This window comes from Microbacterium sp. NPDC056736 (assembly GCF_042790415.1).
In the GTDB taxonomy this organism is placed as follows: Bacteria; Actinomycetota; Actinomycetes; order Actinomycetales; family Microbacteriaceae; genus Microbacterium.
The window spans coordinates 335,666-355,865 of the sequence record NZ_JBHTZE010000003.1 but is presented as its reverse complement, the minus strand read 5'-3'; the positions used below and the strand labels follow the sequence as shown (position 1 = coordinate 355,865).

General features: G+C 70.1%; 18 protein-coding genes. 10 read left to right on the top strand and 8 right to left on the bottom strand.

Features of this window, described 5'->3' with window-relative positions; translation table 11 throughout:
- The 4 genes from ACFRAL_RS08950 to ACFRAL_RS08935 form a co-directional block, all read right to left on the bottom strand.
- Positions 1-1,080 (bottom strand): ABC transporter permease, encoded by a 1,080-nt coding sequence (locus ACFRAL_RS08950; protein WP_336396658.1) that lies wholly within the window; start codon positions 1,078-1,080, stop codon positions 1-3.
- Positions 1,077-1,886, bottom strand: a complete 810-nt coding sequence (locus ACFRAL_RS08945; protein WP_336396657.1) for an ATP-binding cassette domain-containing protein — start codon at positions 1,884-1,886, stop codon at positions 1,077-1,079. Before ACFRAL_RS08945 ends, ACFRAL_RS08950 begins: the two co-directional genes overlap by 4 nt.
- Entirely contained in the window at positions 1,883-2,707 is an 825-nt protein-coding gene (locus tag ACFRAL_RS08940) for an ABC transporter ATP-binding protein (protein WP_378881922.1), read from the bottom strand. Before ACFRAL_RS08940 ends, ACFRAL_RS08945 begins: the two co-directional genes overlap by 4 nt.
- Positions 2,708-2,816: 109 nt before the next feature.
- On the bottom strand, positions 2,817-4,469 hold the full coding sequence (locus tag ACFRAL_RS08935; RefSeq protein WP_378881919.1) for an ABC transporter substrate-binding protein: 1,653 nt from the start codon (positions 4,467-4,469) through the stop codon (positions 2,817-2,819).
- A gap of 200 nt (positions 4,470-4,669) precedes the next feature.
- On the opposite strand from ACFRAL_RS08935, the gene ACFRAL_RS08930 reads away from it, so the two are divergent.
- A complete protein-coding gene (locus ACFRAL_RS08930; protein WP_378881916.1) occupies positions 4,670-5,350 on the top strand; it encodes a TetR/AcrR family transcriptional regulator in 681 nt (226 codons plus the stop codon).
- Here ACFRAL_RS08930 and serC read toward each other — a convergent pair.
- Entirely contained in the window at positions 5,326-6,441 is a 1,116-nt protein-coding gene (gene serC, locus ACFRAL_RS08925; RefSeq protein ID WP_378881913.1) for a phosphoserine transaminase, read from the bottom strand. The genes ACFRAL_RS08930 and serC overlap by 25 nt on opposite strands.
- A 493-nt stretch (positions 6,442-6,934) precedes the next feature.
- Between serC and ACFRAL_RS08920 the strand changes: the two genes are divergently transcribed.
- The 4 genes from ACFRAL_RS08920 to ACFRAL_RS08905 all read left to right on the top strand — a co-directional run bounded on the left by ACFRAL_RS08920 (position 6,935) and on the right by ACFRAL_RS08905 (position 10,903).
- Complete coding sequence (locus tag ACFRAL_RS08920) at positions 6,935-7,768, top strand: endonuclease domain-containing protein (protein ID WP_378881910.1); 834 nt, start codon at positions 6,935-6,937, stop codon at positions 7,766-7,768.
- A 316-nt stretch (positions 7,769-8,084) separates the two neighbouring features.
- Entirely contained in the window at positions 8,085-8,786 is a 702-nt protein-coding gene (locus ACFRAL_RS08915) for a metal-dependent transcriptional regulator (RefSeq protein ID WP_378881908.1), read from the top strand.
- Positions 8,787-9,093: 307 nt separating this feature from the next.
- Positions 9,094-10,020, top strand: coding sequence for a M23 family metallopeptidase (locus ACFRAL_RS08910; RefSeq protein ID WP_378881906.1), 927 nt, complete (start codon positions 9,094-9,096; stop codon positions 10,018-10,020).
- A gap of 385 nt (positions 10,021-10,405) precedes the next feature.
- Positions 10,406-10,903, top strand: coding sequence for an HNH endonuclease (locus tag ACFRAL_RS08905; RefSeq protein ID WP_336396649.1), 498 nt, complete (start codon positions 10,406-10,408; stop codon positions 10,901-10,903).
- Between the two features lie 18 nt (positions 10,904-10,921).
- On the opposite strand, the gene ACFRAL_RS08900 is transcribed toward ACFRAL_RS08905, so the two are convergent.
- Entirely contained in the window at positions 10,922-11,440 is a 519-nt protein-coding gene (locus ACFRAL_RS08900; protein ID WP_378881903.1) for a MarR family winged helix-turn-helix transcriptional regulator, read from the bottom strand.
- 39 nt (positions 11,441-11,479) lie between these two features.
- On the opposite strand from ACFRAL_RS08900, the gene ACFRAL_RS08895 reads away from it, so the two are divergent.
- On the top strand, positions 11,480-12,400 hold the full coding sequence (locus tag ACFRAL_RS08895; RefSeq protein ID WP_378881901.1) for an EamA family transporter: 921 nt from the start codon (positions 11,480-11,482) through the stop codon (positions 12,398-12,400).
- Here the strand turns inward: ACFRAL_RS08895 and ppk2 are convergent.
- The gene (gene ppk2, locus ACFRAL_RS08890; RefSeq protein ID WP_336396646.1) at positions 12,352-13,164 is read right to left on the bottom strand and encodes a polyphosphate kinase 2; all 813 of its coding nucleotides are present in this window, start codon (positions 13,162-13,164) and stop codon (positions 12,352-12,354) included. The two genes, ACFRAL_RS08895 and ppk2, sit on opposite strands and share 49 nt — an antisense overlap.
- A 108-nt stretch (positions 13,165-13,272) precedes the next feature.
- Between ppk2 and ACFRAL_RS08885 the strand changes: the two genes are divergently transcribed.
- Genes ACFRAL_RS08885 through ACFRAL_RS08875 form a run of 3 tightly spaced genes read left to right on the top strand, consistent with a single transcriptional unit; the run spans position 13,273 to position 19,285 of the window.
- On the top strand, positions 13,273-14,076 hold the full coding sequence (locus ACFRAL_RS08885) for a hypothetical protein (protein WP_378881898.1): 804 nt from the start codon (positions 13,273-13,275) through the stop codon (positions 14,074-14,076).
- Position 14,077: 1 nt separating this feature from the next.
- Positions 14,078-15,808, top strand: coding sequence for a DNA polymerase Y family protein (locus ACFRAL_RS08880; RefSeq protein ID WP_378881896.1), 1,731 nt, complete (start codon positions 14,078-14,080; stop codon positions 15,806-15,808).
- Positions 15,809-15,859: 51 nt separating this feature from the next.
- Positions 15,860-19,285 (top strand): error-prone DNA polymerase, encoded by a 3,426-nt coding sequence (locus tag ACFRAL_RS08875; RefSeq protein WP_378881894.1) that lies wholly within the window; start codon positions 15,860-15,862, stop codon positions 19,283-19,285.
- A gap of 18 nt (positions 19,286-19,303) precedes the next feature.
- Here the strand turns inward: ACFRAL_RS08875 and ACFRAL_RS08870 are convergent, their stop codons facing one another.
- Positions 19,304-19,633, bottom strand: a complete 330-nt coding sequence (locus tag ACFRAL_RS08870; protein ID WP_336396642.1) for a hypothetical protein — start codon at positions 19,631-19,633, stop codon at positions 19,304-19,306.
- Between the two features lie 198 nt (positions 19,634-19,831).
- Here ACFRAL_RS08870 and ACFRAL_RS08865 point away from each other — a divergent pair, with 198 nt between their 5' ends.
- Entirely contained in the window at positions 19,832-20,113 is a 282-nt protein-coding gene (locus tag ACFRAL_RS08865; RefSeq protein ID WP_378881891.1) for a hypothetical protein, read from the top strand.
- Positions 20,114-20,200 lie beyond the last annotated feature (87 nt).

Here is a 20,200-nt window from a genome sequence, read left to right as displayed (position 1 = left end):
TCAGGCCTCCGTCTGGCGCGTGCGCGGGTCGAGGAACGCGTAGGCGACGTCGGCGAGGAGGTTCGCCAGGAGCACCGAGATCGTGATCACGAGGAACACCCCCTGCATCAGGGCGTAGTCCTTCGCGTTGGTGGCGTCCAGCAGGAGCTTGCCGATGCCGGGGTAGCTGAACACCACTTCCATCACGATCGTGCCGCCGACGATGAAGCCGAGCGCCAGCGCGAAGCTCTGGATCTGAGGGAGCACGGCGTTGCGGGCGGCGTAGCGCCAGAGCACCCGGTCGTTGGGCATGCCCTTGGCCTGCGCGACGGTGACGTAGTCCTCGTCGAGCACCGTGAGCATCATGTTCCGCATGCCCAGCATCCAGCCGCCGAGCGAGGCGATGACGATCGTCCCCGCGGGGAGGAAGCCGTGATGTATCACGTCGCCGATGAACTCCCACGACCACTCGGGCGCCACGCCGACGCCGTAGGCCTTGCCGATCGGGAACCACCCGAGCGCGACCGAGAAGACCGAGATCGCGAGCAGCCCCAGCCAGAAGTACGGGATGGTGCTGAAGAAGGTGGTGATGGGGATGAGGACATCGAGTCTGCTGCCCCGGCGCCAGCCGACGATCGCGCCGCCGATGGTGCCGATCGCGAATGCGAGGAGCGTCGCGAAGCCGACGAGGCCGACCGTCCAGATCAGTGACTGGCCGACCACCTCGGTCACCGGCCGCATGCCGTGCAGCAGCGAGATGCCGAGATCGCCGCGCAGGAGGAGGCCCCAGTAATCGACGTACTGCTGCCAGAGCGAGGTGTCGGCATCCATCCCGAGCAGGGTGCGCAGAGCCTCAGCCGCCTCCGGCGTGACGTTGCGGTTGCGCGCGAGATACGCGCTCACCGCGTCGCCCTTCATCAGGCGCGGCAGGAAGAAGTTGATGGTGATGGCCGCCCAGAGCGTGAACAGGTAGAACAGGGCGCGGTTGCCGAGGAAGCGCCAGGGGACGCGGGCGCGGCCCTTGACGACGCTTGTCGCGGTCGTGCCCGCCTCGATCGCGTCGAAGTCCGGGGACGGCAGCTGAGGGGCGAGGGCGCTCATCTCTCACCTCCGAGAATGCCGGCTGCGTGCGCGAAGTAGGTGTCGGGATCGGGGGATGCCGCGCGCAGCTCCTGGGTGTACGGGTTCTGAGGACGCAGGATCACGTCGTCCGCGGGGCCGCGCTCGACGACGCGCCCTTGGTTGAGCACGAGGACCTCGTCGCTGAAGTGCCGGGCGGTGGCCAGGTCGTGCGTGATGTAGAGCACCCCCAGCCCATGCTCGCGCTGCAGATCGGCGAGCAGGTTCAGCACCCCCAGGCGGATCGAGACGTCGAGCATCGAGACCGGTTCGTCGGCCACGAGCAGCTTCGGGCGGGAGGCGAGCGCGCGGGCGATCGCGACGCGCTGGCGCTGCCCTCCCGAGAGCTCGTGCGGCCGGCGGTCGATGACGGCGTCGGCGTCGAGGCGGACGCGTCCGAGGAGGCGGCGCACCTCGTCGTCCAGTCGGTCCTTCGGCACGACGCGGTCGAGCTGCAGCGGCCGCTGGATGGCGTAGCGGATGGTGTGATACGGGTTCAGTGACGCGAACGGATCCTGGAAGACCATGCGCAGCTGCTGCCGGTAGGCGCGCAGTCCCTTGCCGCGACGGGGGATGGGCGCACCGTCGAAGCGGACCTCGCCGCTCGTGGGCGTCTCGAGCTGGGTGAGGATCTTCGCGATCGTCGACTTGCCGCTGCCGGACTGGCCGACGAGCCCGATCGTCTGGCCGGAGCGGAGCGTGAAGCTCACGTCGTCGAGCGCCTTGATCTGCCCGGCGCCGCGCACGGAGTACACCTTGGTGACGGCGTCGAATTCGAGGACGGTCATCGGTGGACCACCCCTCTCTCTCCGGTGAGTCGGGGGAACGAGGCGAGCAGCGTCCGGGTGTACTCGTCCTGCGGATCGGTCCAGACTCGCTCCGCGGCGTCGAGCTCGACGATCTGTCCCTCGCGCATGATCGCGATGCGGTCGCTGATCTCGAGCAGCAGCGGCAGGTCGTGGGTGATGAAGATGACCGAGAAGCCGAACTCGTGGCGCAGGTGGGAGATCTGGCGCAGGATCTCGCGCTGCACGAGCACGTCCAGTGCCGTCGTCGGCTCGTCCATCACCATCAGCTGCGGGCGCAGCGCAAGCGCCATGGCGATCATGACGCGCTGGCGCATGCCGCCCGACAGTTCGTGCGGGTACGAGCGGTAGCGCTGCGCGCCGACCTTCACGATGTCGAGAAGCTCGATGGCCGCGTCGCGCCGCTGCGAGCGGGTGAAGCTCGGACGGTGGACCTCGAAGACGTCCTCGAGCTGGGAGCCGATGGTGGCCACCGGGTTCAGCGAGTTCATCGCGCCCTGGAAGACCATCGAGATCTTGTCCCAGCGGAAGCGGCGCATCTCCTCGGCCTCGAGTCCATTGATGTCGACGTCCTCGCCGTTCGCGTCGTGGAAGGTGACGGACCCGCCGGTGATGACCGCCGGGGGCTTGAGGAGGCGCTGGATGCCGTAGGCGAGGGTGGTCTTGCCGCACCCGCTTTCGCCGGCGAGTCCGAGGATCTCGCCGCGCTGGAGCTCGAGGGAGACGTTCTTGACCGCTTTCACGGGGGGATCGACGTCGTAGACGATCGAGAAGTCGTGGACGGAGAGCAGCGGGTCTCTCATCGGTGCTGGTTCGCTTTCGTGGAGGCCGACGTGCGGGCGGGGCGGATGCCGAGGCAGCGGTTCCGACGGGCGGGACGGATGCCGCAGCATCCGTCCCGCCCGCGGAGTGTCAGTCGGCGGGCTGCAGCTCGGTGAGGATCTGCACGATCGCGGGCTGCGTCGGGTCTGCCGAGGCGTACTGGTCCTCCTCCGAGGGCCAGCCGACGTAGTTGCGCGTGTTGAACTCGCCGAGGAGCGGGTGCGCTCCAAGCGGGATGGCCGGCACGTTCTCGACGAACGCCGTCTGCATCACCGCGAGCGCGGCGTCACGGTCCGCGTCCGACGAGGCGTTCGCGTAGGTGTTCAGCGCGTCGGTGACCGCCGGGTCGTCGAAGCGGCCGAAGTTGAACGCCGCCTTGCCGTCGACGATCCACTTCGGGTCCATCGTCGAGGTGTACAGGCCATACGCGTTGCCGGTGTCTTCGAGCCAGTGGATGATCGCCTGGAAGGTGCCCTCCTGGCGCGCGGCGTCCCAGCCGCCCCAGTCCGGCTGGTCGACCTTGACCTCGATGCCGAGGCCCTCCTTGAGCTCCTCGGCGATCAGCGCCTGCTCGGTGTTCCAGTCGCTCCAGCCGGCCGGGACCGAGATCGAGAACGACACGGCCTCGCCGTCCGGGTCGATGAGCGTCTCGCCCTGCCAGGTGTAGCCGGCGTCGGTCAGGATCTGACGGGCCTTGTCGACGTCGACCGAGTACTCCTGGCCGGCGTATTCGGGGATGACCTCGTCCTGGAGCAGGGCGCCGAGACCGGTGACGCTCCAGACCGCCTCGCTCGCGCCTTCACGGGCGATGTCGACGTAAGCCTGACGATCGATCGTCCACGCGAGTGCCTGGCGGAGCGCGGGGTCGTTGAAGGGCTTGGTCTGCAGGTTCATGAACAGCGTGCCCGCGCCCGCCGTGGGCGAGACGAGGAACTTGTTGTCGGGATCGGCCGACAGGTAGCTCTCCTGGATCTGCGGGATGAACGCCTGCGCCCAGTCCGCCTCGCCGGTCGCGAGCGCGGTCGTCAGGGCAGCGTTGTCACCGTAGGAGACGTAGTGCAGCTCGGGCACTGCCAGCTCCCCGCCCCAGTAGTCGGGGTTCGCCGTGAGGGTGACGGACTCGGTGGTCCACGAGTCGAGCACGTACGGACCGGTGCCGACGGCCTGGCCCTCGCCGGTGACCGGGTCGGTGTTCGGGTCGTCGATGTCCCGCCAGATGTGCTCGGGCACGATCTGGAAGTGCAGCACGCGCGCCTGCTGGGTGTACTTCGAGCTGTTGAAGTCGATGGTGACGGTGTCGCCGTCGACGGCGACGTTCTCGAGGTCGAGCGCGTTGGTGTCGTTGAGCTTGCCGTCGAGCACCTGGTTGAACGAGAACGCGATGTCGTCGGCCGTGAAGTCCTCGCCGTCGCTCCAGGTCACGCCGCTGCGCGCGACGACGGTGAGCTGCGTGTAGTCGTCGTTCCATTCCACGGATTCGGCGAGCCAGGGCGTGGTTCCGAGGTCGCCGGTCGGGTTCACGAGGGCGAGGGACTCGAAGATGACCTTGCCGTAGCCGTACTTCGAGGCGGATGAGTCGCCCAGGTAGGGGTTGTTCGACTCGGTGGTGATCGCGCCGTCGGGCTTGGCGATGGTGAGCGCCGCTCCGCCGGAGTCCGCGTCGTCGCCGCCGCCGCCGGCGCAGCCGGTGAGCACCAGCGCCGCGGCGACACCGGCGGCGGCGAGCGTTGTTCTGAGCCTCATTGCTTCTCCTTGATGTGTGAGCACGACGTCGTGTCTCCTGCAGTGACGGCGCCGTCGGGGTGATTGCCGGATTAACTTACAATCAAGTAAGTAACTTTTGCAACCACGGTGCACCAGAACGCGCGGGCAGGGCGTGCGTAGACTCGCAGTCGCCGGCAAGAACCGATCCGACGCACCGGCGAAGAAGGGGGTGCCGACCCATGGCCGCACCGCGCCGGCAGCCGCGTTCGCGACCCGAGACCCTCGCCCGCAGGCGCGACATCCTCGACGCCGCGGTCGAGATCTTCGGCAGCAAGGGTTTCAGCGGAGGCACGCTCCAGGAGATCGCCGACCAGGTCGGCATGACCCACGCGGGGATCCTCCATCACTTCGGCTCGAAGCACGAGCTGCTGCTCGAAGTGCTGCAGCACCGTGACGAGACCGACGTCGCCGACCTCGAGGAACAGCACATCCCCGACGGAATGCCCCTGTTCCGCCATCTTGTGCGCACGGCGTTCGTCAACGCCCACCGCGCGGGCATCGTGCAGGCCTACGTCGTGCTCTCGGCCGAGTCGGTGACCGACGACCACCCGGGTCGCGAATTCTTCGAGAAGCGCTATCGCACGCTGCGCGCGGAGGTCGCGCACGCCTTCGCGGTCGTCTGCGCCGAGCGGGGCGTCACCGCTCCCGACACCGTCGACGTGGCCTCGGCGGCCATCCTCGCCGTGATGGACGGGCTCCAGGTGCAGTGGCTGCTCGACCCCGACGCCGTCGACCTGGCGCGCGCGTCGGAGTTCGCGATCGAGGCGATCGTCTCCGCGGTGCTGTCGCCGGCCCCGTCACCTCTGGTGGACAGGGCCGACGAAGAAGAAGCGGATCAGCCCAGTCGCTCGACCGTGTAGTCGATGCAGCGGATGAGCTGACGCACGTCGTCGGGCTCGATCGACACGAACGTCGCCACGCGCAGCTGATTGCGGCCGAGCTTGCGGTACGGCTCGGTGTCGACGATGCCGTTCGCGCGGAGGCTCTTGGCCACGGCCGCGGCATCCACCGACTCGTCGAAGTCGATCGTCACGACGACCGGTGAACGGTCCGCGGGGTCGGCGACGAAGGGCGTCGCGTAGGCGGATGCCTCGGCCCAGTCGTAGAGCGCCTGCGACGACTCGCGCGTGCGGGTGTCGGCCCACTGCAGGCCACCCGACGAGAGGATCCAGTCGAGCTGCTTGTCGAGGAGGAACAGCGTCGCGAGCGCCGGGGTGTTGAGGGTCTGGTTGAGGCGCGAGTTGTCGAGGGCGTTCTTGAGGCTCAGGAACTCGGGGATGTAGCGACCCGACGCTGCGATGCGCTCGATGCGATCGATCGCCGCCGGCGAGACCAGCGCGAACCACAGGCCGCCGTCGGAGCCGAGGTTCTTCTGGGGTGCGAAGTAGTAGACGTCGGCCTCGTGCACCGAGAAGTCGATGCCGCCCGCCGCACTGGTCGCATCGATGACGGTGAGGGCGCCCTCGTCGCCGTGCACGCGCGTGACCGCGGTCGAGACGCCGGTGGAGGTCTCGTTGTGCGGCCAGGCGTAGACGTCGACGCCCTCGACGGCTTCGGCAACCGTGCTGGTGCCCGGCTCGGCCTTGCGGACGTCGGGAGCCTCGAGCCACGGCGTCTTCGCCGCGGCGGCGAACTTGCCGCCGAACTCGCCGAACACGAGGTTCTGGCTGCGCTTCTCGATGAGGCCGAAGGCCGCGGCATCCCAGAACGCGGTCGAGCCGCCGTTGCCGAGGATCACCTCGTACCCGTTCGGCAGGCGGAACAGCTGGTTCAGCTCGGCGCGCACCTGGCCCACCAGGTTCTTGACGGGCGCCTGGCGGTGCGACGTGCCCAGCAGCGCGGAACCCGGTCCTGCCAGCGCCTCAAGATGCGCGGGCGCGATCTTCGACGGGCCGCACCCGAAGCGTCCGTCGGCGGGCAGGATCTCGCGGGGAAGCAGCACGTGGGACATGCGTCGATTCTAGAGAGGCGCCGGCCGCCGGCCTCGCCCCCGTGACAGCCCGTGACGCGCGCGGGCCTGCGCGGGGGTGCCCGACAGGGGGTGCGACCGCGGGTCGCGGCATCCGTCGCCAACAGGTCAACCGGGCTTCCACAGGAGGTTGGAACCTTCCAGCGTCCTGCAGAGGCGCGGTTGACCTGTCGGGCGCCTCCTCCACAGGAGGGCGGACCGATGCCGGGATCAGCTCGTTGTCGCCAGGCTGGCCGCGGCGTCGCGCACCGCGCTGCGGCGTGGCGTCGCGCACCGCGCTGCGGCGCGGCATCCGTCGCCAACAGGTCAGCCGGGCTTCTACAGGAGGTTCGAACCTTCCAGCGTCCTGTAGAGGCGCGGTTGACCTGTCGGGCGCCTCCTCCACAGGAGAGCGAGCGGATGCCGCGCGCACGAGTTGTTCACCACGGCCCAGGAGACGTGACCCACGGGTCGCGCGGCCCGCGATTGTTCCAAGATGACCGGACTGATCGACGCGGTGACCCGTCAGGGCGGCGTCGCACGCGTGCGGGCGCTTCTCGACGAAGGATTCAGTCGCCTGACGGTTGCCGGCGCGGTCGCGGAAGGCATCCTCACCGTTCCTCGCCGCGGTTGGGTCGCGGGGGTCGATGCCGACCCCTACCTCGTGGCCGCGGCGAGGGCCGGCGTCGTGCTGACCTGCGTCACCCGGGCGAAGAGGCTGGGGCTGTGGGTGCTCACCGACGAGGCGCCGCACGTCGGCGCGCCCCCGTCCGCCTCCCGACTGAGTCTGCAGAATCCGATGACGAAGGTGCATTGGTCGGTTCCGGTCCAGCCGCGTGAGCCCGGTGCCTTGGAGGACGGCATCCTGAACGCGCTCGTGATCGTCGCGGGATGCCAGCCGTACGAGGCGGCGTTGGCAGTGTGGGACTCAGCGCTCAATCGTGGACTGGTCACCACGATGGAGCTCGCCCGCCTGCCGCTGCGACCGGCCGCCCGGCGGGTGCTCGACGCCGCGACCCCGTTCTCGGATTCCGGACTCGAGACGATCTTCGCGATCCGACTGAAGTGGCTGCGGCTTCCGATCCGGGCGCAGATCTGGATACTCGAGCATCGTGTCGACTTCCTGATCGGAGAGCGGCTCGTGGTCCAGATCGACGGCGGGCACCACGTGGGACTCCAGCGCGCCCAAGACGTCGCGCACGACGCGGCGCTCACCCTGCTGGGGTACCACGTGATTCGGGTGACCTATGCCCAGATCATCGACCGCTGGCACGAGGTGCAGGAACTCATCATGCGAGCAATCGCGCAGGGCCTCGACCGACCGCGCTGATTCTCCGCGTCGCCGGTCGCAGTTGGTCGGTCCCCGGTTGCTCGTCGCCCTCCGCCGACTCTGTGCAACAGGTCAACCGGCCTTCGACAGGAGGTTGAATCCTTCCAACCTCCTGTGGAAGCGCGGTTGACCTGTTGAGAGCCCCGAGGCCAGGCAGAGCGCCGAAGGCGCCCGCCGGCCGCCGCCGAAGGCGCCCGCTGGCCGCCGGCCGCCGCCGAAGGCGCCCGCCGGCCGCCGGCTCCGCTCCGGCCCCGCCTTGGTGACCACGCCAGAAGATAGGCTGTCCTTACACTCCAGACATCGAGGATGCCGCGACATGACCGACCTGATCGACACCACTGAGATGTACCTGCGTACGATCCTCGAGCTCGAAGAGGAGAACATCGTGCCGCTGCGCGCGCGCATCTCGGAGCGTCTCGGACACTCGGGTCCCACGGTGTCGCAGACGATCGGGCGCATGGAGCGCGACGGGCTCGTCGTCGTCTCGGACGACCGCACCCTCGAGCTCACCGACGCCGGCCGGCAGAAGGCCGTCGACGTCATGCGCAAGCACCGGCTGGCCGAGCGCCTGCTCTCCGACGTGATCGGCCTCGACTGGGCGTACGTGCACGAAGAGGCATGCCGCTGGGAGCATGTCATGAGCGAGCAGGTCGAGCGTCGCCTCGTCGAGCTGCTCGGACACCCCACCGAGTCGCCCTACGGCAACCCGATCCCGGGGCTGGACCAGCTCGGCGACATGCCGACGAGCGGGTTCGAACAGGGCGTCGTGGGGCTCGTCCGCAGGCTGAACGACGCCGGCGAGCCGATCACGGGAACGGTCCGCCGCCTCGCCGAGCCGGCCCAGGTCGACCCCGAGCTGCTGCAGCAGCTCAAGGGCGCGGGCGTCGTGCCCGGCGCCGTCGGCGACTACCGCTACAGCGAGGGCTACGTGCTCGTGCAGATGCAGGGCAGCGACGAGGGCCTCGAGCTTCCCGTCGAGGTCGCCTCCCACATCTTCCTCGTCGACGAGACTCGTTGACCGGATAGCGCTCGCCCGCCAGGGCCCCGGCGGTGGGGCCCTGTGTGGCCGTGTGAAGCCGCGCCCGGCCGGGGATCGAGGCATCCGTCGACGAGCCGTCCAGAGAATTGCCAGTCGCACAGCGTGACAGAATCGTGACCTTCGGGTAGCCTCGAACAGTCCACAGGCGAGAAGCCCGCCGACCGGACCCCACGTGGATTGCCTCTCCGGCTCGTCGTCCACATGTGGTGAAGCCCGCACATCGTGCCCCGACATCGAGTGCTGACGAGCCAGGCGCCCCAGGGCGCGGAGGCGCCGGAGGACAAGCTTGGCTGAACATATCGAGTCGCCCGCGAACGGACCCGAGAACGACGCGGCGCGCCTGAGCCGCCGCGCGCGCGATCGCCGGACCCCCGCTCAGCGACCCCGATCCACCGTGCCCGCGACCTCGAGCTCGACGCCCCGTGGCGTCGCACGCGCCGTGCCGCCGAAGAAGGGGCCGAGCCGCGTGGCGAAGCCGTTGCGGAGCCTCGTGGTCCTCAGCATGGTCGGCGGACTGGTCGCCACGGTCGCTCTGCCGGCCTTCGCCGCGGGTGCCGCGAAGACCGATGAGGCGCCCGTGACGGTCCAGCAGATGGCCGTCGACGACGCCCAGACGTTCGTCGCCGCGTCCGACGCCAACGCGTCGGAGCTGACTCGCGAGAGCTACGCGGCCACGACCGCGGAGGAGATCGAGAAGAAGAAGGCCGAAGAGGCCGCCGCCGAGCGCGCGCGAGCCGCCGCTGCTGCTGCCGCCGCTGCCGCCGCTGCCGCGTCTCGGAGCTCAGCCCCGGTCAACATCGCCATGACGTCGCCGGGCAACGGCGAGGTGCGTTGGCCGATCCTCAACTTCACCAAGGGCCGCGGCCTGTGGGACTCCGGGTACCACCAGGGTGTCGACCTCCTCGCCTCGTGCGGCACGCCCCTCTATGCGGCGGCGGCCGGTGTCGTCAAGGTCTCGCAGGAGAGCTACGGCGGCTACGGCGTCGGCGTCACCATCGACCACGTCATCGGCGGTCAGCGCGTCAACACGCTGTACGGCCACATGACCTACGGCAGCCGGCAGGTCTCGGTCGGTCAGACCGTCTCGGCCGGACAGCTCATCGGGTTCGTCGGCAGCACGGGTAGCTCCACCGCCTGCCACCTGCACTTCGAGGTCCACATCAACGGCTCTGTCGTCGATCCCTGGGCGTGGCTGCAGTCCAACGCCGGCTGAGCCCGAAACCCCGAGCCCGTCGCGGACGTCGGACCGGCTCCTGCATCACAGCGGAACGGATGCCTCCACCCGGCCGGGTGGAGGCATCCGTTCTTCGACACGCCACGGGTCGTTCACACCGCTGCGGCCCCGGTGTCTGCCCAGTGCGTTAGCCTGAGTCCCGACGCTGAGAGAGCGGAGGGAGCCGATGGGCTGCACACCACGCATCCGCACCATGGATGCGCTCGGACGCCTCGTCCTTCGGCATTGCACGAGCGGATGCCGCGGCATTGCCGTGGTTCCAAGGCGCTGTCTATAAGACAGCGCCTTTTTTCATGCCCCTGCGCCCTTGATCGTCGCATGTCGAATACCGAGAAGCCGTCCCGGCCATTCGAGAGGATGATCAATGCGCACTCTGGTGCTGAACGCGGGCTATGAGCCGCTCGCTGTCGTGTCGTTCAAACGGGCGCTGGTGCTCGTGATGAACGAGAAGGCCACCGTGGTGGAACACACCGAGACCGATCCGGTGTGGGGGACCAGACGTGCGTACGAACGCCCGGCGGTCATCATCCTGACCCGCTACGTGCGCGTGCCGGGCGGTCGGCACGTGCCGGTCACGCGTCGCGGGGTGCTCCGTCGCGACAACCACCGCTGCGCGTACTGCGGCAAGGCCGCGTCGACCATCGACCACGTGCTGCCGCGTTCGCGCAGCGGCGCGGACTCGTGGGAGAACCTCGTCGCGTGCTGCCTGCGCTGCAACAACGTCAAGGGCGACCGCACGCCGCAGGAGATGGACTGGCAGCTCCGCTTCACGCCGCGCCCGCCTCGCGGCGCGCAGTGGACCGTTCGGGGCACCGAGCGCACGGACCCGCGGTGGGAGCCGTATCTGGCGCTCGCGGCCTGATTTCCCCTCGAAGCCGGTTCAGCGCCCGTCGAAGATGCGCAGCCAGCGCGTGAGGATGCGCTCGAGGGTCGCGGCATCCGCTCTCCCCAGCTCGTCGACGATGCGATGCTCGTTCTCGAGGTGGGCGGCGATCGCCTGATCGATGAGCCGGCGGCCCTCCGGCGTGAGTCGCACGAGGCGCTTTCGTGCGTCGGATGCCTCGGTCCGGCGCTCGACCAGACCCCGCGCCTCCAGCCGGTCGACGCGCTTGGTGAGCCCGCCCGTGGTGACGAGCGTGTGGTCGGCGAGCTCGCCCGCCGGCCGCTCGTACGGCGTGCCGGCCCGACGGAGCGTGGCGAGCACGTCGAACTCGCCCTCGCTGAGACCGAACCGGCCATAGACGTCGACCAGTCGCTCGGTCAGCTCGAGGGCCACCAGGTGCAGCCGGCCGATGACGCCCTGAGGGGAGGGATCGAGGTCGGGCCGCTCGCGCCGCCACTCGCGCTGGATCTGTGCGACGCGGTCGAGCGCGTCGTCGGGGAGACGGTCTTCGGCCATGGGTCCACTTTATCTTCCCAGTAAGATAAAGTGTCTTCCATGGAAGATAAACGGTGGGTATGGATCGCCCTCACGGCGATCGCTCCGATCGCATGGGGGAGCGGGTACGTGGTCACGCATGCCCTGCTCCCGGCCGAGGCGCCGCTGTGGGGAGGGGTGCTGCGGGCGCTTCCGGCCGGCATCATCGTGCTGCTGATCGCCCGCCGGCTTCCGCGCGGATCCTGGTGGTGGCGCTCGCTCGTGCTGGGAACCCTCAATGTCGGAGGCTTCTTCGTGCTCGTCTACATCGCCGGCCAGCGCCTGACGTCGGGTCTCGCCGCGACGCTGATGTCGGCATCCGCGGCGTGCATGCTGCTGTTCGCGTGGGTGCTGCTGCGACGCAGGCCGCGGCTCGCGGCCGTGGCGGGGGCCGGGGTCGGGCTCGTCGGGGTGGGCGTGATGCTGGGCTTCGATGCGGCGGGGGCGGATCCGTGGGGCGTCGTCGCCTCCGTGGGGGCGATGGTGGCGTCCTCGCTCGGGTTCGTGCTGACCTCGCGCTGGGGCGCCGATGTGCCTGCGCTGCCGATGGCGGCATGGCAGCTGGTCGGAGGCGCCATCGTGCTGATGCCGGTCGCGGTGCTGGTCGAGGGCGCTCCGCCGGTGCTGACCGTGTCGTCCGCCCTGGGGTTCGCCTACCTGGCGCTCGTCGCCACCGCGCTCGCGTACGCGGCGTGGTTCGCGGGACTGCGGCGCCTGTCACCGGGGGTCGTCGGCGTGATCGGGCTGCTCAATCCGGTCACCGGCGTGGTGCTCGGCGTCATCGTCGCCGGGGAGGCGTTCGGTGTGCCTCAGGCGGTCGGCATCGCGCTCGTCCTCGCCGGGATCGTGGTGGGCGCAGCGCGTCCGGCTCGTCGCGCCGAGGGCGGCGTCCGTCAGCTGTCGCGCGTGCCGAGAAGCCTGGACGCGACGTCGGGCACGTAGTTCTCGAGGTTCCTCGGCGGGCGTTCGTAGCCGCGCGACGGCGGACGCGGCGGGATCACGACCTCTTCGCGGTCGACGACGTCGTAGGGGATCCGCGAGAGCAGGTGGGAGATCATGTTGATGCGGCTGCGACGCTTGTCGACCGAGGGCACCTCGTGCCAGGGGGCCTCGGGGATGTCGGTGTGCACGAACATGCTGTCCTTCGCGCGGGAGTAGTCCTCCCACTTCGTGATCGACAGCACGTCGTTGGAGCTCAGCTTCCAGCGGCGCATCGGGTCGTCGGCCCGCGACCGGAAGCGCGCCTCCTGCTCGTCCGGTGAGACGCTGAACCAGTACTTCAGCAGCAGGATGCCGTCTTCGACGAGCATCCGCTCGAAGATCGGCGCCTGGTGGAGGAACCGGTGGTACTCGGCGTTGGTGCAGTAGCCCATGACGTACTCGACGCCCGCCCGGTTGTACCAGGATCGGTCCATCAGCACGATCTCGCCCGCGGCGGGAAGGTGCGGGACGTATCGCTGGAAGTACCACTGGGTGCGCTCGCGCTCGGTCGGGGTGGGCAGGGCCACGATGCGCGTGACGCGGGGGTTCAGGTACTCCGACACGCGCTTGATCGTCGACCCCTTGCCCGCCGCATCGCGCCCTTCGAAGATCACCACGATGCGGGCGCCGGTCGCCTGGACCCAGGCCTGCATGTCGACGAGCTGGGCCTGAAGTCGGCGCAGCTCCCGCTCGTAGGCCGGCTTGGGGATCCGTCGCTCGCTCATGGCCAGAGGCTACACGGCGGCGCGGGGTCGAACAAAAGTGTCGGAAGCAGGAGGTACTCTCGTTCCCTACCGGTTGAGAAGTTAGAACATCTGTTCTAGCCTGTGGAAATGGGGGCGATCGTGCAGCTCACCGCACAGCATGTGCACGAGCCCGTCGAGCACGAGCCGACGGCGCCAGATCCCGCCGGTCTCGCATCGCCTGGCGGATCGACGGGCACCGTGGCACGCCTGCGCGCCCAGCTCGAGCGAGTGCAGGGCCGGCGCCTCGATGCCCCCGTACTGCCGGTGCATCCCGCCCTCGCCTCGCTGCTGCCCGGCGGGGGACTGCGGCCCGGATCCGCCTACTGCCTGCCGCGCTCGACGTCGGTACTGCTGGCGCTGCTCGCCCAGCCGTCGCAGTCCGGGTCGTGGTGCGGCGTGATCGGCATGCCGCGTCTCGGCGCCGAGGCGGCGGAGGGGCTGGGGGTGGATCTGTCGCGGCTCGTCCTCATCCCCGATCCCGGTGCGCGATGGCTCGCCGTCACCGCGACCGTCGCCGAAGTGCTGCCGGTGGTCGCGGTGCGGCCGTCCGGGCGTGCCGCCGACGGCGAGGTGGCGCGCCTCGCGGCGCGACTGCGCGATCGCGGCGCCGTGCTGCTCGTGCAGGGGCCGTGGCCGCAGGCCGAAGCCGTGATCGAGGTGGGTGAGCCGGCATGGGAGGGCGTGGGCCGGGGGCACGGGTACCTCTCCGGCCGGGAGGTCACGCTGACCTCGTCGAGCCGACGATGGCCGCGGTCGCGCCGGACGCGTGTCCTGCTTCCGGATGCCGCCGGGCACGTCTCCGTCGCGCCCGAGCGCATGCGTCCGGTCGAGAGACTGCACGCGGTCGCAGCACCGGAGTCCTATCCGCTCGAGGCGAGGGCGGTGGGGTGACATGACGCCCGGAACACCGGTCCGGAGCCTCGTGCTGTGGTTCCCCGATTGGCCTGTGACGGCGCTCGAACGGGAGGCGGGCGCAGGCGCAGGGCGCCCGGGCTCCTCGGGCGGTGCCCCCGAAGCGGTGATGACTGCGGCGGGCGAACGCCCGGGCGACGACCGTCCGCACCGGGGCGAGGGGAGGCGGCATCCGATCGCCGTGGTGGAGCGCAATCTCATCGTCGCGTGCTCAGTCGATGCGCGCGGGGAGGGGGTGCGCCGGGGGATGCGGCGGCGCGATGCGCAGGCGCGCTGTCCCGGACTGGTCCTGGTGAACGCGGATGCCGCGCGCGATCACCGCGCCTTCGCGTCGATCGTGTCGCTGATCGAGGAGAGCGCGCCGGGTGTGCAGCTGGTGAGGCCGGGACTGTGCGCGCTGCGCATCCGTGGCCCGGCGCGCTACTACGGCGGTGAGATCGAGGCGGCCCGCGTGCTGATCGGCGTGCTGCGCGAAGCCGGGCTCGACGACGTGCGGGCCGGCGTCGCCGACGGGCCGTTCACGGCGGAGCAGGCGGCCAGGGGCGGCACGAGCGCCGACGACCCGGTCTTCGTCGTGCCCGCCGGCGGTGCGGCCGGTTTCCTCGCACCGCTGCCGATCTCGGTGCTCGACGCGTCGGCGATGCTCGGGGGCCGGGCGGAGGAGGTCACGGCGGCGACCGATCTGGTGGGTCTGCTCGCGCGGCTGGGCGTGCAGACCCTCGGCGGGTTCGCCGCGATGGAGGCCGACAGGGTGCGCGAGCGGTTCGGTGAACGGGGCGTCCGGTTCCATGCGCTCGCCGCCGGGCGCGACTCCCGGCCCGTGCAGCCCCGCACGCCGCCGCCCGAGCTGGAGCGCGAGATCGCGTTCGAGCCGCCCCTCGAGATCGCCGATCAGGTCGCGTTCGCGATGCGCGTCACCGCCGACGACTTCGTCGCAGGGCTCGGCGCGGTCGACCTCGTGTGCACCGAGCTGCGCGTCGAGCTCGTCGGGGATCGCGGGGAGCGCAGCGAACGGGTGTGGCTTCATCCCGGCTCGTTCGACGCGGCGGCGGTCGTCGACCGTGTGCGCTGGCAGCTCGCGGAGGACGTCGGCGCCGGTGATCCGGCAGCCGGGCTCCGCAGCGGGGTCACGCTCGTGCGGATCTCACCGGAGGCGGTCGACGCGGCATCCCACCATGCCCCCGCGCTGTTCGGCGGCGGCCCCGAAGAGAGGGTGCACCACGCGCTGTCGCGGGTGCAGGCGATGCTCGGGCACCGCGGCGTCGTGACCCCTGCGATCGGCGGCGGGAGGTGGCTCGCGGAACGACAGGTGCTCGTCCCGTGGGGCGACCGCGACGAGCGCGATCGGCAGGCGAAGAGCGGGGGCGGACTCGCGGCGCAGCGCGCGCGGCCGTGGCCGGGGAGCCTTCCCGAGCCGCTGCCGTCGACGGTGTTCGCCGATCCGGTGCCGGTCGACGTGCGGGCGCTGGGCGGCGAGCTCGTCGACGTCGATGACCGGGGCAATGTCGCCGCCGTGCCCGCGTTCTTCATCGAGAGCGGGCGCCGGCGTCCGATCGAGGCGTGGGCGGGTCCGTGGCCGGTGGTGGAGCGGGGATGGGATGCCGCGCGCTCGCGCCGTGCGTACCGGTTCCAGGTCGTCGACGCCGACGGAGGCGCATGGCTGCTCGTGTGCGATGGCGACGCCTGGACCGCGGAGGCGACCTATGACTGACCCCCGGTACCTGTGCTCCCACGGGCTCAGCAGCCGATCGAGGAGCGGCTGATGGGCTTCAACAACCCCGGTGTGTCGTGGTCGGAGATCGAGCGCGTGCTCAGCGACCGGCGTCGGCCGGACGCGCGGCCGGCCGGCGCGGACGGCGGCGACAGCCCCGCCTGGTCGCACAAGCGCGGGCCCTATGTGCCGCCCAGGATCGAGCGACCGGCCGAGGTCATCCCCTACGCCGAGCTGCACGCCCATTCCTCGTTCTCGTTCCTCGACGGGGCGTCCTCACCCGAAGAGCTCGCCGAAGAGGCGGAGCGGCTCGGGCTCCACGCGCTCGCGATCACCGACCACGACGGCTTCTACGGCATCGTCCACTTCGCCGAGGCCGCCGAAGCGCTCGACCTGAAGACGGTCTTCGGTGCCGAGCTGTCACTCGAGCTGCCCAAGCCCCAGAACGGCGAAGCCGACCCGGTGGGCGGCCACCTGCTGGTGCTCGCCCGCGGCGAGGAGGGCTACCACCGGCTCGCCGGCGCCATCACGCACGCGCAGCTGCAGGGCGCCGAGAAGGGGCGCCCGGTGTACGACCTCGACGAGCTGGCGGCGCAGGCGGCGGGGGAGTGGGCCGTCCTCACCGGATGCCGCAAGGGCGCCGTCCGCCAGGCCCTGATGTCGTCTCCCGGAAGGGCGGGGGCCGACGCGGCCGCCTACGAGCTCGACCGGCTGATCGCCCTGTTCGGGCGCGACGCCGTCCACGTCGAGCTCATCGACCACGGCAATCCGCTCGACACCCGCCACAACGACGTGCTGGCGGGTCTCGCCCGGGAGCGCGGACTCCCGCTCCTCGCCACGAACAACGTGCACTACGCGGTGCCGCAGCGGCAGCTGCTGGCGGCCGCCGTCGCGGCGGTGCGCGCCAATCGCGGGCTCGATGAGCTCGACGGCTGGCTGCCCGCCCATGCCGGCGCGCACCTGCGGTCCGGCGCCGAGATGGCGGAGCGGTTCGTCCGGTTCCCGGACGCCGTCGCCCGCACCGTCACGCTCGCCGACGAGCTCGCCTTCCCGCTGCGGCGCGCGAAGCCCGCGCTGCCGAAGCAGGAGGTGCCCGAGGGGCACACGCCGATGTCGTGGCTGCGCTCGCTCGTATGGGATGCGGTGCCGCGGAAGTATCCCGATCTCCGTCCGGAGGACCGGGAGCGCATCGAACGCGAGCTCGGCGTGATCGAGATGAAGGATTTCCCCGGTTACTTCCTCATCGTCCACGGCATCGTCCAGGAGGCGCGGCGGCGAGGCATCCTGTGCCAGGGGCGAGGCTCTGCCGCCAACAGCGCCGTCTGCTACCTGCTCGACATCACCGCGATCGACGCCATCTACTACCGGCTGCCGTTCGAGCGCTTCCTGTCGTCGCTGCGCGACGAGGAGCCCGACATCGACGTCGACTTCGACTCCGATCGCCGCGAGGAGATCATCCAGTGGGTCTACCAGGAGTACGGCCGGGATCGTGCGGCGCAGGTCGCGAACGTCATCCAGTACCGGCCGAAGAACGCCGTCCGCGACATGGCCAAGGCGCTCGGCCACTCGCCGGGACAGCAGGACGCGTGGTCGAAGCAGGTCGAGGGGTGGGGCGCCCACCTCGACACGGCAGCCGGGCACGACATCCCCGATCAGGTGATCGAGTTCGCCGGCGAGCTGCTCAAGGCGCCGCGGCACCTCGGCATCCACTCCGGCGGCATGGTGCTCACCGACCGGCCCGTCGGCGAGGTGGTGCCGATCGAGCACGCGCGCATGGAGAACCGCACGGTGATCCAGTGGGACAAGGACGACGCGGCGTGGATGGGGCTGGTGAAGTTCGACCTGCTCGGCCTGGGGATGCTCGCGGCCATCCAATACTGCTTCGACATGATCCGCGCCTCCACGGGGGAGGACTGGGAGCTCTCGACGATCCCCAAAGAGGAGAAGGCGGTCTACGACATGCTGTGCCGCGCGGACGCGGTCGGGGTGTTCCAGGTCGAGTCGCGGGCGCAGATGGGGCTGCTTCCGCGGCTGCAGCCTCGCGAGTTCTACGACCTGGCCATCGAGATCGCCCTCATCCGCCCCGGACCCATCCAGGGCGGCGCCGTGCACCCGTTCGTGCGCCGCAAGCTCGGCCAGGAGCCGGTCACCTATCCGCACGAGAAGCTCAAGGCGGTCCTGGAGCGCACCAAGGGCATCCCCGTCTTCCAGGAGCAGCTCATGCAGATGGGCATGGTCATCGGCGGACTCAGCGGCGAGGACGCCGATCTGCTGCGCCGGGCCATGGGTTCCAAGCGCGGCATCGAGCGCATCGAGTCGCTGCGCGACAAGCTCTACTCCGGCATGGCCGAGAACGGGCTGGTGGGGGATGCCGCCGACGCCATCTACGCCAAGATCCAGGCGTTCGCGAACTTCGGGTTCGCCGAGTCGCACTCGCTGTCGTTCGCGCTGCTCGTGTACGCCAGCTCGTGGATCAAGCTGCACTACCCGGGGGCGTTCCTCGCGGGGCTGCTGCGCGCACAGCCGATGGGCTTCTACTCGCCGGCGACGCTCGTCGCCGACGCGCGCCGCCACGGTGTGGACGTGCGGCGGCCTGACCTGCACCTGTCAGACGTCGAGGCGGTGCTCGAGGCGGTCGGCGGCGCGTCGGCCGCCGAGCCCGTCGCGGGGCCCACCGGCCTGGATTCGTGCCTCCGACGCCATCAGCCGCCCGTCGGGACCTTCGACATCGATGCGCCCGACGAGTCGGCGGCGCATCGCCGTGACACGGGGTTCGCGGTGCGGCTCGGCCTCGCAGGAGTGAAGGGCATCGGCGCCAAGGTCGCCCAGCGCATCGTCGACGCCCGTGCCTCCGGAGGGCTGTTCCGGGACCTGCGTGATCTCGTGCGTCGCACCAGCATCACCGCCGCGCAGGTCGAGGCCCTCGCCACCGCGGGGGCGCTGGAGTGCCTGGGACTCAGCAGGCGCGAGGCGATCTGGCTCGCCGGATCGGCGGCGCAGGACCGCCCCGAGTACCTGCCGAACTCGCTGATCGCGGTGCAGCCGCCGCTGTTCGCGGACCCCACCAGCTACGAGCGTCTCGCAGCAGATCTGTGGGCCACCGGGATCTCGACCGACGACCACCCGATGACGCACTACCGCTCCGGACTGGATGCCCGCGGCGTCCTCACCTCGCGCGAACTGCGCGGCCACGAGACCGGTCGGCGGGTGGAGGTCGCAGGACTCGTGACCCATCGGCAGCGGCCGGCGACGGCATCCGGTGTCACGTTCATCAATCTCGAGGACGAGCACGGCCTCGTGAACATCGTGTGCTCGGTCGGGGTGTGGAACAGGTACCGGCGGATCGTCCGCGACTCTCCGGCGCTCATCGCGCGGGGCATTCTCGAGCGCTCCCCGGAGGGGGTCACCAACCTCGTCGCCGACGGCTTCGAAGACCTCCGCGTGGGTGTGCAGCACAAGGCGCGGGACTTCCGCTGATGCCGTACGGAGGATTTCCTAATCCAGCGCGTCCCAGTCCCGTTCGCTGGGCGGCTCGGCGTCGACGACCGCCACCGGGTGGAGCCGGCGCTGGATGGCGTTCAGTCGCTCCACAGCGGTGACATCCACGAGCTCATCCACCTCCACCTTCGCCTCCTTGGCGACGATCTGACTGGCAGGGCCGATGAGCACCGTCATCGTCGTGACGCTCCCGTCAGGCTCGACGATGGGCACCGACACCGTTTCGGCTTCACCTGCCTCGGCGAGAGCCTGGCTGCACTTGAGCAGCGCTGAGGTGATGTCATCCCCGGTCATGAATTCGCTTCCCGCGTAGATCACCCTCTTCACGTGCTCTTTCTACTCCTGGGTGCGGCGGTACCTCTGGGGGGTTGCAGCCGGGGGAGGGAAGGGGTACAGGGCGAGGGCGCTCAGCCATGGGTTCCCACGGAGAAGGGCACCCCCGTCTGAGTGATTCCTGAGGCTTCGGAGATTCACTAGCTTGGCTAGCGAATGAGCGTACTGTGGAGGCGAACCGAGGGGAGCGCCATGGAGGTTGTCAGGGCTCGCGTCGACGGACAGATGTTCATCCTCGACCCCGAGCAGGACGTCGCGGAACTGCAACGGCTCATCATCGAGGCCGTCCAGCAGGGCGCGGGATTCGTCGACTTCCAGACCGTGGGTCGCTCCGGCATCTCGGTCATGATCACGCCGTACATCGGCGTCCGCTTCGAGACGATCGAGCGAACCCCCGAGCAGGTGGAGGAATGGGAGTTCCATCCGCCGAGCATCGAGCCCGGTGACGGCGTCTACGACGACATGATCTATTGAGCGGACCCGCGCCGGAGGTGATCTCCGCCTCTCCGCCTCCCGCCCGGACCGACGTGCGCGGCGGCGGGATCGCACATCCAGCGTCGC